Source organism: Streptomyces sp. MNU76 (assembly GCF_020982545.1).
Lineage (GTDB): Bacteria > Actinomycetota > Actinomycetes > Streptomycetales > Streptomycetaceae > Streptomyces.
Genome location: NZ_JAJKLK010000019.1, coordinates 478,237 through 492,786 on the forward strand (window position 1 = coordinate 478,237; position 14,550 = coordinate 492,786).

Sequence of the window (14,550 nt, forward strand, 5' to 3'; positions counted from 1 at the left end):
CGGGCTTGTCGCCCACAGGACAGGTGTCGCTGTCGTCGTCATCCGGTCAACGTCCGGTCGGCGGTAAAGATTCCCGTTCCGTGTCCCGTTCCGGGTCATGCGTCGCCGTCGTAGCCGCCCTTGTTGTACCCACCGGCGCCCGGTTTGTCACATCTGGCAGCAGATGTCACCCAGCGTTTCGGCATCTTTGACGCGCAGTAACGGTACGCCAGGCAGGCCAAACGCGTACACTACAGCTCTTTCGCTTCCGGCGCTAAATCCTGTCCGGCACGGGATTACCCGCGTCGCTGATCGCCCGGCGCACCGGAACCCTCATGAGCAGGGCGAAGCCCAGGACGAAGAAGGCCACCAGCGAGATGATCGCGTCCCGATAACTTCCGGTCAGCTGGTAGGTCACGCCGAACAGCAGCGGGCCCAGCCAGCTCATGCCGCGGTCGCTCATCTCGTACGCGGCGAAGTACTCGGCCTCCTTGCCCGGCGGGACGAGATGGGAGAAGAGGGAGCGGGACAGGGCCTGGCTGCCGCCGAGGACCAGGCCGATGCCCGAGGCGAGGACGAAGAACCACAGCGGGGCACTCGCCGGGAGGAAGTAGCCGGCGGCGAGGATCAGGGTCCAGGCGACCAGGGAGCCGAGGATCGTGCGCTTGGCGCCGTAGCGGCGGGCGAGCCGGCCCATGCCGAGGGCGCCCCCCACCGCCAGGATCTGCACCAGCAGCACGGCCACGATGAGGGTGGACTGCTCCAGGTCGAGTTCCTCGGAGCCGTACACCGAGGCCTGGGAGATCACCGTCTGGATGCCGTCGTTGTAGACGAGGTAGGCGAGGAGGAAGCTCAGCGTCAGCGGGTGGCGCCGCATGTCACGGACGGTCGCCGCCAGTTGACGCAGTCCTGGGGCCGTCGTTCCCGCGGACTCGCCGGCCGGCCGACGCCGGTCGCGCAGACGGTTCAGCGGGATCAGGGTGAAGGCGCCCCACCACAGGCCGGCCGAGGCCAGACAGATGCGGACGGCCATGCCCTCGGAGATACCGAAGGCCTCGTGGGCGGTGAAGAGGATCAGGTTCCCGATCAGGACCAGGGAGCCGGCCGCGTAGCCGAAGGCCCAGCCCCGGGAGGAGACGGCGTCGCGTTCCTCGGGCGGCGCGATCTGTGGCAGGTAGGAGTTGTAGAGCATCATCGCCACGGACTGCGCAGCGTTCGCCACGACCAGCAGGACACCGCCGAGCAGATAGCGGTCGCCGTCCAGGAAGAACATCCCCGCGGTCGCGGTGGCGCCGACGTAGGCGGTCGCGGCCAGCAGCGGCTTCTTACGGCCCGTACGGTCGGCGGCCGCGCCCACCAGCGGCATGATCACCACGGCGAGGATCACCGACAGGGACACCGAGTACGCGAAGAAGGAGCCGGCGCGGACCGGTATGCCCAGCGGATGGACGTAGCCGTCCGCGTCGGCGGCGGACTTGGCGACCTCGGTCAGATAGGGGCCGAGGAACACGGTCAGGACGCTGGTCGAGTAGACGGAGCAGGCCCAGTCGTAGAAGTACCAGCCGCGTTGTTCGCGCCGTCTGCCCGCGGCCTCGTCGGCCGCGTCCGTCCGCACGGTGTCGGTGCCCACCCGTGCCCCTCGCTTCCCCGTGAACGGGCCGCGCGAGGGCGTCAGACCCAGGTCCCCCGGTCCTCAAGCACCTTGCGCAGCGTGTCGATGTGATCGGTCATGATGCCATCGACGCCCAGGTCCAGCAGTCGGTGCATACGTTGCGGTTCGTTCACGGTCCAGACGTGCACCTGCAGCCCGCGCGCATGGGCCGCGCGCACGAACCGGTGGTCGACCACGGGCACCCCGGCGTGCGATTCGGGCACCTGCGCGGCGACCGCCGAGCGGCGCACCGTGGCGGCGACCCCCCACGAGCGCAGCCGCAGCCCCAGCACGCCGCTCGTGCCGTACGAGGTGGCCAGGCGCGGACCGGCGAGGCGCTGGGCGCGGGCCACCCGGGACTCGGAGAAGGAGCCGACGCAGACCCGGTCCCAGGACGCGGTGCGGGCGATCAGGTTGAGCAGCGGGTGCAGCGCGGGCTCCGCCTTGACGTCCACGTTCCAGCGGACGTCGGGGAACTCTTCGAGCAGCTCCTCGAAGAGGGGGACCGGCTCGACGCCCGCCACACGCGCGCTGCTGATCTCCCTCCACGGCAGATCGGCTATCCGGCCCGCCCCGTCGGTCATCCGGTCCAGGGTCGAGTCGTGGAAGGCGACGAGCTTGCCGTCGAGCGTGGCGTGGACGTCGGTCTCGATGTAGCGGTAGCCCGACTCCACCGCCCGCCGGAACTGGGCCGTGGTGTTCTCCAGGCCCTCGGCCGCCCCGCCCCGGTGGGCGAAGGCGATCGGGCCCGGGTGGTCGAGGTAGGGGTGGCGTATGAGGGCGGTCACCTGGGAAGTATCGCCCGCTTCGGTGGACCGGTGGCAACGACCGTGCTGCCGGCTTCCGAGGGCACGGCGAACACGCGCAGGAAGAACTGGGCCAGGGGCCCTATGCAGAGGGCGTAGAGAAGGGTGCCCACCCCGACCGTGCCGCCGAGGGCGAAGCCGGTGGCCAGCACCGAGACCTCCACGGCCGTCCGCATCAGCCGCAGCGAACGCCCGGTGCGCCGGTGCAGCCCCGTCATCAGGCCGTCGCGCGGGCCCGGGCCGAAGCGGGCAGCGATGTAGAGACCGGTCGCCGCGCCGTTCAGCACGATCCCGGCGGCCAGCAGGGGGATCCGTACGGCCATGGTGTGCGCCTCCGGCACCAGCGCCAGGGTGGCGTCCATCGCGATGCCCACCACGAAGACGTTGGAGACCGTGCCGAGGCCCGGGCGCTGACGGAGCGGGATCCACAGGAGCAGCACCGCCGCGCCCACGACGATCGACACCACCCCGATGGTCAGCCCGGTCAGCTCCGCCAGGCCCTGGTGCAGCACGTTCCAGGGCTCCAGGCCGAGCCCCGCCCGTACGAGGAGCGCGGAGCTGGCGCCGTACAGCGCGAGCCCGGTGTAGAGCTGGACCAGCCGGCGCCCCCGATGCGGCCGTGCGGGTTCCCGTCTGTCCGGCTGTGCTTCGGACCGCGGTTCGTGCCGTGGCTCGTGCTGTGTGGGCAAGACGTTCCCCCCTGGTGGTCCCCGTGGCCTGACGCATGACACTCTGTGGCTTGGAGAGAGATGGCATCCATGGCCAATTTGCGGAAGGTGGACTGGAAACATGGCGCAGTGGACTTCGGCGGTCGGCGCGGCTCAGCTCGCCCGGCTGCTCACCTCGCAGCAGGAGCGCCCCGCCGGCCCAGGCACCCGCCGCCCGCCCGCCTACCGCGCGCTCGCCGACGGGATCCGTCTGCTGGTGCTGGAGGGCCGTGTGCCCGTCGCGGCCCGGCTGCCCGCCGAGCGGGAGCTGGCGCTCTCCCTCTCCGTGAGCCGTACGACCGTCGCGGCGGCCTATGAGGCGCTGCGCACGGAGGGCTTCCTGGAGTCCCGGCGGGGAGCGGGCAGTTGGACCGCAGTGCCGGCGGGGAACCCGTTGCCCGCGCGCGGTCTGGAGCCGCTGCCGCCCGAGGCGCTCGGATCGATGATCGACCTGGGCTGCGCCGCGCTGCCCGCGCCCGAGCCCTGGCTCACCCGGGCGGTGCAGGGCGCGTTGGAGGAGCTGCCGCCCTACGCCCACACGCACGGCGACTACCCGGCGGGGTTGCCCGCCCTGCGCTCCATGCTCGCCGACCGGTACACCGCGCGCGGCATCCCCACGATGCCCGAGCAGATCATGGTCACCACCGGCGCCATGGGGGCCATGGACGCCATCTGTCACCTCTTCGCCGGGCGGGGTGAGCGGATCGCGGTGGAGTCGCCGTCGTACGCCAACATCCTCCAGCTGATGCGGGAGGCGGGGGCGCGGCTGGTGCCGGTCGCCATGGCGGACGGGCTCGCCGGGTGGGACATGGACCGGTGGCGGCAGGTGCTGCGGGACGCGGCGCCGCGACTGGCGTACGTCGTCGCCGACTTCCACAACCCGACCGGGGCGCTCGCCGACGAGGACCGGCGGCGGGGGCTCGTCGACGCGGCTCGGGGCGCCGGGACGGTGCTGGTCGCCGACGAGACGATGAGCGAGCTGTGGCTCGACGACGACGTGGAGATGCCGCGGCCCGTGTGCGCCTTCGATCCGGCGGGGTCCACGGTGATCACGGTCGGGTCCGCCAGCAAGGCGTTCTGGGCGGGGATGCGGATCGGGTGGGTGCGGGCGGCACCGGATGTGATCCGGAGTCTGGTCGCGGCCCGGGCCTACGCGGACCTGGGGACGCCGGTGTTGGAGCAGTTGGCCGTGAACTGGCTGATGAGTACCGGGGGTTGGGCGCAGGCCGTGGGGGTGCGCCGGGAGCAGGCCCGGGAGAACCGGGACGCTCTGGTGGCCGCGGTGCGCCGGGAGCTGCCGGACTGGGAGTTCTCGGAGCCCCGGGGCGGACTGACGTTGTGGGTCCGCACCGGAGGGCTGTCGGGGTCGCGGCTCGCGGAGGTGGGGAGCGGGTGGGGTCCGGGTGCCCTCCGGACCCCGGTTCAGGGTGGACGGGGCGTTCGAGGGTATGTGCGGCTGCCGTTCACCGTGGGGAGCGGTGGCCGAGGAGGCGGCCGTGCGGTTGGCGGCGGCTGCGCGGTTGGTGCGGGACGGGGCGTCCGGTGGGAGCGAGGGGCCGCGGACGTTCGTGGCGTGAGGGCTCGGGTTCGGTCGGTGGGTGCGCGGCGGCTCATCCCCTCAGCTCAGCCGTCCGCTCGATCCGTCCGCTCATCCCTCCGCCGGGGCGGCCTTGGTGAGGGCGTCCGCCAGGGTCGTGTGGGGCGGGAGCAGGTCCAGCACCGCCTGGCGGTGGGGCTCGGGGGTGGTGTCGTCGTAGGGGTCGGGCGTGGTCGGGACCTGGAGGCGGAGCGCCGGGGCGGGGCCCAGGCGGGCGTAGCCGCGGCCCGGGGCATGTCCGGGGTGGGCGTCGTGGGAGGTGCGGCGCCCAGAACCGTCTCGACCTGGCCTGGGGAGGCGGGGCCCAGCACGACACGCGCGCGCGTGTGCTGGCGTACCACCTCCGTGAGGGCGTCCAGGTGGTCGAACTGTTCGGTGATCACGACGGTGACGTCGACCGCGCGGCCGTGCCTGAGGGGGATCTGCAGGAGGGACTGCGGGTCGGGCCGGCCCTCGGCCGCGGCGAGGTGGGTGAGCACGGTCGGGCGGTCGAGGAGGAGCCACAGGGGCCGACGGATGTCGTCCGGCGCCGGTAGGCCCGCCTGCCGGGCACGGTTCGTGGCGATCAGCCGGCGCTCCGTCTCCTGGGACGCCCACTCCAGGCTCGCCAGGGCCCCGGAGATCCCGCTCTCCACCGCGAGGACCCCGTCGCGCCCGCTCAGGCACGCGTACTCGCCGCTGCCGCCGCCCTCGACGATGACGACGTCGCCGTGCTGGAGCGCCTGGAGGGCGATCGAGCGGAGCAGGGTCGTGGTGCCGCTGCCGGGCTCGCCCACGGCCAGCAGATGAGGCTCGGTGGAGCGGACGCCGGTGCGCCAGACGACCGGCGGCACGTCCCGCTGCTCCTCGCCGGAGGTGAGAGGGAGCGTGCGCTGGACGTGGGTCTCGTCGGTGAAACCGAGGACCGTCTCCCCCGGTGCCGTCACGAAGCGCTGGGCGGTGATGTCGGTGGCGAGCGGGGGGAGGACGGCGACGGTGAGTTCGTTGCCCTCCTCGTCCCAGGTGAAGCGGTACTCGCGGCCGCGGCCCGCCTTGGTGTGCAGCAGCTGCTCGACGCGTGCGCGGGCCTCCGCCTCGCCGTCCGTGAAGTAGGCGGGGTAGCGGATCAGCAGGTGGCAGATCCGGCCCGTGCCGTCGAAGGCGTAGGTGGGGAAGGCCTTGTCCCAGGCGCCGCCGTGCGCGTAGAGCGGCTCGGGGTCCTCGGAGGCCGAGAAGTAGGGGACCAGGGCCTCGTAGAGGGAGCGCAGTCGCTGGGTCTGGGACTCGTCCGGGCCGACGGGCTCGGCGACGGCGCCCTCGCGGCCCGCCCAGGCTGCCGCCGCCATCAGGGCGATGACGGCGAGCAGCAGGCCGTACGGCACCAGGGTCACGACCAGGACGATCGAGGCCGCGAGGAAGAGCAGTGACCCACGACGGTCCTTCGGGGTCTCGGCCCATCTGCGGCGCCCGGCGGCGACCAGCCGGCGCAGTCCACGCGTGATCGTGATCAACGGGTGGAGGACGTCGGTGGCGCCGTCCGCCGCCGTCCGGGCCAGCTCCCGGCTCCTGGCGAGGTGCGCGCCACCGGTGCTCAGAATGCGGGGAGGGGACCCGGGCCACGGCAGTCTCCTGGGGGTGCGTGCGGATGGGGGCGGGGTCAGAACTTGATCCCGCCGAGGAGGCTCGCGAGGCTCTCGCCGCCCGCTGTGATGCTCGGGGCGATGCCCGTGCTGGCGAGGTAGAAGCCGAACAGCGTGACGACGATGCAGTGCGATGCCTTCAGGCCGTCCTTGCGGAAGAACAGGAAGACGATGACGCCGAGCAGGACGACGCCTGAGATGTTCAGGATCATTTGGGCTCTCCTGGTTGATGGGGACAGTCACCATGAGTTCTTCCAAGGTCACAGGATGTATCCATACGATAAAAGGTGCATATGGGTGAAATCTGATGGAATTCGCCCTGATGGCCGAATCGAGATTGGGTCGTCCGAGCTGGGCTGTTGCGCGCGACGGGGCTCGGTGTGATCTTTGCCTCGGCTCTGTCCGCTGATGTGTGCGTCGAGCCAGTACCCTGGCGATTCACCCGTTCGGCTTTGAGGCGTGTCTGTGAGAGGTGGTCCCGGCGATGAGCGAAGCCCTCGACCCCGAGGTCGTGGAGCTGGCGACCAAGATCTTCGATCTGGCCCGCAGGGGCGAGACCGAGGTGCTCGTGGCGTACGTCGACGCGGGTGTTCCGGCCGACCTCACCAACGATCGCGGCGACTCCCTCGTGATGCTCGCCGCGTACCACGGTCACGCCGACGCCGTCCGGGCCCTCCTGGCCCGTGGCGGGGAGGCCGACCGGGTCAACGACCGCGGCCAGACGCCCCTCGCCGGGGCGGTTTTCAAGGGCGAGGAGAGCGTCATCCGGGTTCTCCTGGACGACGGGGCCGACCCGGCCGCGGGTACTCCGAACGCGGTCGACACCGCCCGGATGTTCGGCAGGACACATCTGCTCGAACTGTTCGCAGCGCACTGATCAACATGTTCTGACCAGGAAAAACACGAAAGACGGGGGAGGCGGTACGGGGCCGCCGGATATTTCGGTCGCGGCAGCGAGAACCGCCGGGTCATCATGACGTCGTGATTCACGGACATGATGGCTGGGCAGGTGTTGCCGCACCGCGTGGGCCGTGATGCGGTCCGCATGGGCCACCGACGAGAGGCAGAGGAAGATGGTCTTCAGCAAGCAAGAGACGGCGGGCGCTCCGACGTGTTGTCACGCGGCCAGGTAATGCAGGATTCCCGGTTGCGCCGACGCTTGATGTGAGGCTGTTTCCCATGTTCGAACCGGTCATAGCGCCCAGCGGTACGCTGCTCGGCCTGCTGCAGAGGGGCCGCGGCGACGGCACCCTGCACGCGCTCACCGCCCCGCGGGCCGAGGCGCTCGCGGCGCTGAACCACTGTGTGCTGAGCGACCCCCGCCACGACTGGCAGGTGGAGAACCGCTCGCTCTACTACGCCCGTCTCTACCTCGACCTGAGCGGTGAGCTCGACGAGATCGAGCGGCACCTCTTCGACGCCGAGGACGTGCTCGACACCGACGAGTCACGCACCGGGCTGGCCCTCGCGGTCCTCGGGCACCTCGCCTCGTACGGCAGGCGGGACGCGCTCGAACTGTTGCGCAGGTACGCCGCCGTGGGCACCAGCTGGGCCTGGGCCCTGGACGAGCTGGCCCTCAGGGACGACGACGAAGGGCTGCGTTCCCTCGCCGAACCCGTCCTGGCCCGCTTCACCACCGATCCGGAGGGGGAGGCCGAGCTGGCCGCCGCCGTCCGCGACGCCTTCGAACCCCGGCCCTGGCGGCTGTGGGCCGACGACCCCCGCGAGGCGATCGCCACCCGCGTGCGCGCCGCCCACGAGACCGGCTGTTTCGACCGCTGGCAGCGGCAGATGCGACCCAGCGGGCCCCGGCCCGGGTGGAGCGTCAAGGCCGTGTTCGAGTGGGCCCAGCAGGGCATCGAACGCGGAGCGGTCCTCCATGTGCCCGCGGCGCGGTGCCTGACCGCCGTCGCCGGCCCCGACGACCGGCCCGAGATCCTCTCCGCCGCCCGGTCGGGCGACGACGGCGCCCGCTGCACCGCCTTGCGCTACCTCGCCGACGGCAACGATCCCGACGCCCTCGACCTGATCGAGGGCGCCATGACCGACGGCACGACGATGGTCGTGCAGGCCGCCGTCGACGCCTTCGAACGGATGCGCAGTATGGCCGCCGTCGACCGGGCACGCGGCTGGGTGCACCGGCCCGACCCCCTGGGCGCCGCCGCCGGACGCGTGCTCGCCTGTCTCGGCGGGACCAAGGACAGGGACCTGGTGCTCGGCGCGTTGCGCGAGGCCGTACGCGGCGAGGGACCGGACGCGCCGACCCTGTGGACGCTGGTCGACGGCACCGGACGCCTCGGCATCGTCTGCGCCGCGCCCGTCCTGCGTCACATCTATCGTGAGACCGCCTCCTCCCACCTGCGCGGCCGCGCCGCCCGCGCGCTCGCCGCCACCGACCCCTCCTTCGCCGCCGGCTTCGCCGTCGAGTGCCTCTGGGACTGCGAGGAGACCACCCGCGAGATCGCCGCCCGGCACGCCGAGACGGGAGACGCGCGCGTCGTCGACCAACTCCGCAGGCTCGCCGCCGACCCGGCCGAGGAGGCCGAGGTCCAGACGGCCGTACGCAGCCGAATCGGTCCTGACATGCCCGCAATGTGAACAGGGGGTGACCCGGACACCAGGCGGGCATGGACACGGTCCGACCAGGACAGGTGGGCAGCGCAACGCTCATGGGACGTTCCCCGCGCGGAAAGATCCACGTTGACGCGGCCACGTCCGGCACGACGACAACACCGGTATGCGTGTCGTCATAGTGACCGAGTCCTTTCCCCCCGATGTGAACGGCGTGGCCCACTGCGCCCTGCAGACCGCGCGGCACCTCGTCGCGCGGGGGCACGCCCCGCTCGTCGTGGCCCCGGCCACCGCCCAGGGAGCCGAAGCCGATCTCCAGGCGCCGTGCCCGGTCGTCCGCGTCCCCTCCCTCCCACTCCCGGGCTACCCGCAGGTCCGCGTCGCCCTGCCCAGCCGCCGGGTCGCTGCGGCGATCGTCGAACACCGGGCCGACATCGTCCACCTGGCCAGCCCCTTCGTCCTCGGCGTGCGCGGCATGGCGGCCGCCGCCCGCCTCGGCGTCCCCGCCGTCGCCATCTACCAGACCGACCTCGCCGGCTACGCCCGCACCTACGTGCACGCCGGTGAGGCGGCGGCCTGGCGGCGCATCCGCTCCGTGCACGGCGCCGCCGACCGCACCCTCGCCCCGTCCAGCGCGGCCCTGCGCGACCTGGAGGCACACGGTGTGCCCCGGGTCAGCCTGTGGCCGCGCGGCGTCGACACCGTCCGGTTCCGCCCCGACCTGCGCGACGAGGCACTGCGCCGCGAACTGGCCCCGAACGGCGAGCTGATCGTCGGCTACGTCGGCCGTCTCGCCCCCGAGAAGCAGATCGAACTGCTCGCCGGGGTGTGCGGCCTGGAGGGCGTGCGGGTCGTGGTCGTGGGCGACGGGCCGAGTGAACCCGGGCTGCGTGAAGCGCTGCCGGGAGCCGTCTTCCTGGGCCGCCGCACTGGCGACGAACTCGCGCGGATCTTCGCCTCGTTCGACGTCTTCGCCCATACCGGCCCCTTCGAGACCTTCTGCCAGACCGTGCAGGAGGCCATGGCCAGCGGGGTGCCCGTGGTGGCGCCCGCCGCCGGGGGCCCGCTGGACCTCGTCGCCCACGGGCGCACGGGTCTCCTGGTCCCGCCGCGCGACGCGGCCGCCGTACGCGACGCCGTGTGGTCGCTCGCCGCCGACCCGGGACTGCGGGCCGCCTACGGGGCCGCCGGACGGGCCATGGTCGAGGGGCGCACCTGGGCGGCCGTCGGAGACCAGCTCATCGGGCACTACGCCGACGTGCTGACGGCGCGGACGGCGGTGGCGGCATGAACGGGGCTGCCGTCCGGGCACCGAGGAACGGTGCCCGGACGGGGCTGCGGATCGTGCGGCTCGCCAACTTCGTCGCGCCCTCCTCCGGCGGACTGCGGACCGCGCTGCGGGAACTGGGCCGCGGCTACGAGGCGGCCGGGCACGAGGCCGTGCTGGTCGTGCCCGGAGAGCGGTACACCGACCGCGCGACCGAGCAGGGGCGGATGATCACCCTGCCCGGGCCGCTGCTGCCGGGCACCGGCGGCTACCGCGTCCTCATGGACAGGCGGCGGGTGGCCGGACTCCTGGAATCGCTGGAGCCCGACCGGCTGGAGGTCTCCGACCGGACCACGCTGCGCTGGACGGGGAAGTGGGCCCGACGGGCCAGGGTGCGCGCGGTGATGGTCTCGCACGAGACCGCCGACGGGGTGCTGCGGACCTGGGGGCTCTCCGAGGGCATGGCCCGCCGGGCCTCGGACGCCCTCAACGTCCGTACGGCCCACACCTACTCGCGGGTGGTGTGCACCACCGAGTTCGCCGAACGGGAGTTCGTGCGGATCGGCGCGCGGAACGTCGTCCGGGCACCCCTGGGTGTCGACCTCGTGGGACGCCACCCGGCCCTGCGCGACCGGGGAGTGCGGGAGCGGCACGCGCGCAAGGACGAGATCCTGCTGGTGATGTGCTCGCGGCTGTCCGTGGAGAAGCGGCCCGGCACGGCCGTCGATGCCCTGGAGGCGCTGCTCGGGCGCGGGCGGCGGGCCGTGCTGGTCGTGGCCGGGGACGGGCCACTGCGCGGCAGGCTCGAACAGCGCGCCCGAGGGCTGCCGGTGACCTTTCTGGGCCACGTGGGCGACCGCGGGACGCTGGGCGCCCTTCAGGCGTCCGCCGACGTGGCACTGGCCCCCGGCCCCGCCGAGACGTTCGGCCTGGCCGCCCTGGAGGCCATGGCCTGCGGGACGCCCGTGGTGGCCAGCTCCTCGTCCGCGCTGCCGGAGGTCGTCGGACCGGCAGGCGCCACGGCGGCGGACAACGGGGAGTCCTTCGCGGACGCCGTCGAACTGCTGCTGGACCGGTCCGAGGGCGAGCGCAGGGAGGCGGCCCGCGCGCGTGCCGAGTGCTTCGGCTGGCGGAAGGCGGTGGACGCTTTCCTCGCCGCGCACGACGCCACCGTCGGACGCCCGGTGCGGGAGGAAGTGGGATGAGAGCCCGGCGGTTCGTGGCCCTCGGCGACTCCCTCACCGAGGGCGTGGGCGACCCCGTCGCAGGCGGCCGGCGGGGCTGGGCCGCGCTGCTCGCCGACGGGCTCGGACCCGGCGTGGAGTTCACCAACCTGGCCGTCAGCGGTTCCCAGACGCGCGACGTCCTGGACCGGCAGCTGGCTGCCGCGCTCGATCTCCGCCCGGACGTCGCCTCGGTCGTCATCGGCGTCAACGACACCCTGCGGTGCACCTTCGACATCCACGCCGTCGCCGCCCGTCTCGACACGGTCTACGGCGCCCTGCGCGCGTCCGGAGCCGTGCTGCTCACCGCCTGTCTGCCCGATCCCGGGGCGATGCTCGGCCTGCCCGGGGCGCTCGCTCGGCCCCTGGCCCGCCGGCAGCGGGCCGTCAACACCGTCGTGCACGCCCTGTCCGAGCGCCACGGCGCCGTCCATCTGCATGCCTCGGAGGGCGCCTGGCTGACGGACCGCGCGATGTGGAGCGCGGACCGGCTGCATCCCGGCGAGCGGGGGCACCGGCAGCTCGCCCTCCGTTTCCACGCCCTGCTCGCCGGGGCGGGAGCAGCCAGGGGCCCGCGCCCTCCGCCGAGCCCGACTCCCCGGCCCCACCCGCGGCGCCGGCCTCTGGTGGCTGGCCACCGCGGGGACGGGCTGGGTGGCCCGGCGCTGCACCGACCTGCTCCCGCAGCTCCTGGCCCTCGCCGCCGCCGAGGTGCACCACAGGGCGCGCGGCACCAGCGCGCGGCTGGACCTGTCCGCCTCCCACGCGGTGGCGTCCGCCCTGGCCGCGCTGTCCGCCGCCGAGCAACGGCCGGAGGTGGCGTAGGGCGGCCCGGGGCGCCCGCACCGCAGCCGGGCGCCGCCCCCGGTCAGCGACGGTGCCGAACGGCGACGAACCGCACCGGCGTGCCCGGCGTGGCCTGGGCCGCGCCGGGCAGGTCCGCCGGGTGGACGACCGCGATCACCGGATAGCCCCCGGTGGTCGGATGGTCGGCGAGGAAGACGACCGGGCGGCCGTCCGGCGGCACCTGGACGGCGCCCAGCACCATCCCCTCGCTGGGGAGTTCACCCGCCCGGGAGCGCTCCAGGGCGGGCCCCTCCGTGCGCAGCCCGATGCGGTTGCTCGCGGACGACACGGCATAGGGATGCCGCGTGAGGGTGCGCAGCGCCGCGTCGGTGAACCAGTCGTCGCGCGGGCCCAGGGTGACGCGCAGCACCAGCTCCGAGGGCGGCGCCGGGTGCGGGACGACGTCCACGCGCGCGTGCGGGCGGCCCGGGCGGCCGAGCGGGAGCACGGTGCCGTCCGTCAGCGGGAGCGGGCCGAGGCCGGACAGCAGGTCCGTGGAGCGGCTGCCCAGCACCGGTTCGACGGCCACCCCGCCGGAGACGGCCAGATAACCGCGTACGCCGGAGCGGGCGGGGCCGATGTCGAGGAGGGCCCCGCCGGGGACCCGTACCGGTGCGCCCCACGGGGCCGGGCGGCCGTCCACGGTGACCGCACAGGGGGCCCCGCCGACCGCCACGACGGTCGCCGAGCGGGGCCGCACGGAGCAGCCGTTGAGGGTGGTCTCCAGCACCGCCGCGCCCGGGGGGTTGCCCACCAGACGGTTGACCAGGGCGGCCGCCGGTGCGTCCAGGGCGCCCGAGCGGGGCACGCCGAGGTGGGCGTGGCCGGGGCGGCCCAGGTCCTGGACGGTGGTCAGGGCACCCGCACGGACCACCACGAGGGCATCGTCCGTCACGGCGTCTCCAGAAGGGTGAAGCGGACCAGGGTGCCCGGCGCCAGCAGCGCGGCCGGTACGCGCTGGTGGTCCCACAGCACCGCGTCCGTCGTACCGATCAGCTGCCAGCCGCCCGGGGACGCACGCGGGTACACGCCGGTGTAGGGGCCGGCCAGGGCGACGGACCCCGCCGGGACCGACGTGCGCGGGGTCGCCCGGCGCGGGACCTCGCGGGGCAGTCCCGTGAGGTAGCCGAAGCCGGGGGCGAAGCCGCAGAACGCGACGCGATATGCGGCGCCGGCGTGGATCCGGGCCACCTCGGTGACGTCGACACCCCAGTGGGCGGCGACGTCCGGCAGGTCCGGGCCGTCGTACCGTACGGGGATCTCGACGACGTCCTGCGTGCGCGTGGGGACCGGGGGGATGTCCCACGTGGCGAGGAGTTCGGCGAGGCGGAACGGGTCGTCGAGGCCGTCCAGGAGCACCGTGTGGGCGGCGGGGACGATCTCGCCCACCGACAGTTCGCCCGTGGCGCGGCGGCGCAGCAGTTCGGCGTGCAGGGCCTCGGCCTCGTCGCCCGTGGCCACCTCGATCAGCAGCGCGCGGGCTCCGACAGGCAGCGCCCTCATGAGAACGCCTCCACCCGCACCCCCGCCGCCGCCAGCTCGGCCCGCACCCGCCGGGCCAACTCCACCGAGCCCGGTGTGTCACCGTGCAGGCAGAGAGAGCGGGCCCGGACGAGAATCCGTTCACCCGAGTGCGCGACGACCGTGCCGGAACAGGCGAGGCCGACGGACCGCTCCACCACGGCGTCGGCGTCCGTGATCACGGAACCCTCCTGGTCGCGCAGCACCAGTGTCCCCTCGTCGGTGTACGCGCGGTCCGCGAACGCCTCGGCGACGGCGGCCAGCCCGACCCTCTCGGCAAGCTTGAGCAGGTGCGAACCGGGCAGGCCCAGGACGGGCAGCGTGGCGTCGGCGAGGAGCACCCCCTCGACCACCGCCGCGGCCTGCTCCTCGTCGTGCACGACGCGGTTGTACAGCGCGCCGTGCGGCTTCACGTACGACACGCGCGTGCCCGCCGCGCGTGCGAAGACCTCCAGGGCACCGATCTGGTACGCCACCTCGGCCGCCAGTTCGGCGGGCGGTACGTCCATCGCGCGCCGCCCGAAGCCCGCCAGGTCGCGGTACGAGACCTGGGCGCCGATCCGGACCCCGCGCTCGGCCGCCAGCTCGCAGACCCGCCGCATGGTGACCGCGTCCCCCGCATGGAAGCCGCAGGCCACATTGGCGCTGGTGACGACGGAGAGCAGTCGCTCGTCGTCGGTCAGCGTCCAACGGCCGAAGCCCTCGCCGAGGTCGGCGTTCAGATCGATGGAGCTCATGGATCCCATTCTCCCGCTCGGGTGTG

At 73.5% G+C, this 14,550-nt stretch carries 11 protein-coding genes and 3 pseudogenes; 6 read left to right on the forward strand and 8 right to left on the reverse strand.

What is annotated here, in order from left to right:
• Positions 1-253 precede the first annotated feature (253 nt).
• The 3 genes from E4N62_RS28615 to E4N62_RS28625 are packed head-to-tail and all read right to left on the reverse strand — an operon-like array spanning position 254 to position 3,035.
• Positions 254-1,609 (reverse strand): MFS transporter, encoded by a 1,356-nt coding sequence (locus tag E4N62_RS28615; RefSeq protein ID WP_230219311.1) that lies wholly within the window; start codon positions 1,607-1,609, stop codon positions 254-256.
• 41 nt (positions 1,610-1,650) lie between these two features.
• A complete protein-coding gene (locus tag E4N62_RS28620; RefSeq protein ID WP_230219312.1) occupies positions 1,651-2,418 on the reverse strand; it encodes a glycerophosphodiester phosphodiesterase in 768 nt (255 codons plus the stop codon).
• The gene (locus E4N62_RS28625; RefSeq protein ID WP_230220235.1) at positions 2,415-3,035 is read right to left on the reverse strand and encodes a YitT family protein; all 621 of its coding nucleotides are present in this window, start codon (positions 3,033-3,035) and stop codon (positions 2,415-2,417) included. Before E4N62_RS28625 ends, E4N62_RS28620 begins: the two co-directional genes overlap by 4 nt.
• A gap of 190 nt (positions 3,036-3,225) precedes the next feature.
• On the opposite strand from E4N62_RS28625, the pseudogene E4N62_RS28630 reads away from it, so the two are divergent.
• A pseudogene (locus tag E4N62_RS28630) lies at positions 3,226-4,720 on the forward strand (PLP-dependent aminotransferase family protein).
• 71 nt (positions 4,721-4,791) lie between these two features.
• On the opposite strand, the pseudogene E4N62_RS28635 reads toward E4N62_RS28630, so the two are convergent.
• Positions 4,792-6,339, reverse strand: a pseudogene (locus E4N62_RS28635) (hypothetical protein).
• A 37-nt stretch (positions 6,340-6,376) separates the two neighbouring features.
• Positions 6,377-6,571, reverse strand: coding sequence for a hypothetical protein (locus E4N62_RS28640; RefSeq protein WP_005485586.1), 195 nt, complete (start codon positions 6,569-6,571; stop codon positions 6,377-6,379).
• 272 nt (positions 6,572-6,843) lie between these two features.
• On the opposite strand from E4N62_RS28640, the gene E4N62_RS28645 reads away from it, so the two are divergent.
• The 5 genes and pseudogenes from E4N62_RS28645 (at position 6,844) to E4N62_RS28665 (ending at position 12,245) form a co-directional block, all read left to right on the forward strand.
• A complete protein-coding gene (locus E4N62_RS28645) occupies positions 6,844-7,236 on the forward strand; it encodes an ankyrin repeat domain-containing protein (RefSeq protein WP_230219314.1) in 393 nt (130 codons plus the stop codon).
• A 302-nt stretch (positions 7,237-7,538) separates the two neighbouring features.
• Complete coding sequence (locus tag E4N62_RS28650; protein ID WP_230219315.1) at positions 7,539-8,957, forward strand: HEAT repeat domain-containing protein; 1,419 nt, start codon at positions 7,539-7,541, stop codon at positions 8,955-8,957.
• A 139-nt stretch (positions 8,958-9,096) separates the two neighbouring features.
• A complete protein-coding gene (locus E4N62_RS28655) occupies positions 9,097-10,221 on the forward strand; it encodes a glycosyltransferase family 1 protein (protein ID WP_230219316.1) in 1,125 nt (374 codons plus the stop codon).
• Positions 10,218-11,402: a glycosyltransferase gene (locus E4N62_RS28660; protein WP_230219317.1), complete on the forward strand. Its 1,185-nt coding sequence runs from the start codon at positions 10,218-10,220 to the stop codon at positions 11,400-11,402. The genes E4N62_RS28655 and E4N62_RS28660 overlap by 4 nt, the downstream gene beginning before the upstream one ends.
• Positions 11,399-12,245: pseudogene (locus E4N62_RS28665) on the forward strand (SGNH/GDSL hydrolase family protein). Before E4N62_RS28660 ends, E4N62_RS28665 begins: the two are co-directional and overlap by 4 nt.
• 43 nt (positions 12,246-12,288) lie before the next feature.
• Here the strand turns inward: E4N62_RS28665 and E4N62_RS28670 are convergent.
• The 3 genes from E4N62_RS28670 to E4N62_RS28680 are packed head-to-tail and all read right to left on the reverse strand — an operon-like array spanning position 12,289 to position 14,524.
• Positions 12,289-13,161: a biotin-dependent carboxyltransferase family protein gene (locus E4N62_RS28670; RefSeq protein WP_230219318.1), complete on the reverse strand. Its 873-nt coding sequence runs from the start codon at positions 13,159-13,161 to the stop codon at positions 12,289-12,291.
• A complete protein-coding gene (locus tag E4N62_RS28675) occupies positions 13,158-13,769 on the reverse strand; it encodes an allophanate hydrolase subunit 1 (protein ID WP_230219319.1) in 612 nt (203 codons plus the stop codon). Before E4N62_RS28675 ends, E4N62_RS28670 begins: the two co-directional genes overlap by 4 nt.
• Complete coding sequence (locus E4N62_RS28680) at positions 13,766-14,524, reverse strand: LamB/YcsF family protein (protein WP_184896510.1); 759 nt, start codon at positions 14,522-14,524, stop codon at positions 13,766-13,768. Before E4N62_RS28680 ends, E4N62_RS28675 begins: the two co-directional genes overlap by 4 nt.
• Positions 14,525-14,550 lie beyond the last annotated feature (26 nt).

Coding starts and splice junctions, on each gene's coding strand:
- E4N62_RS28645 (WP_230219314.1), top strand. CDS start 6,844: ATGAGCGAAGCCCTCGACCCCGAGGTCGTGGAGCTGGCGACCAAGATC.
- E4N62_RS28655 (WP_230219316.1), top strand. CDS start 9,097: ATGCGTGTCGTCATAGTGACCGAGTCCTTTCCCCCCGATGTGAACGGC.
- E4N62_RS28650 (WP_230219315.1), top strand. CDS start 7,539: ATGTTCGAACCGGTCATAGCGCCCAGCGGTACGCTGCTCGGCCTGCTG.
- E4N62_RS28680 (WP_184896510.1), bottom strand. CDS start 14,524: ATGAGCTCCATCGATCTGAACGCCGACCTCGGCGAGGGCTTCGGCCGT.
- E4N62_RS28660 (WP_230219317.1), top strand. CDS start 10,218: ATGAACGGGGCTGCCGTCCGGGCACCGAGGAACGGTGCCCGGACGGGG.
- E4N62_RS28675 (WP_230219319.1), bottom strand. CDS start 13,769: ATGAGGGCGCTGCCTGTCGGAGCCCGCGCGCTGCTGATCGAGGTGGCC.
- E4N62_RS28640 (WP_005485586.1), bottom strand. CDS start 6,571: ATGATCCTGAACATCTCAGGCGTCGTCCTGCTCGGCGTCATCGTCTTC.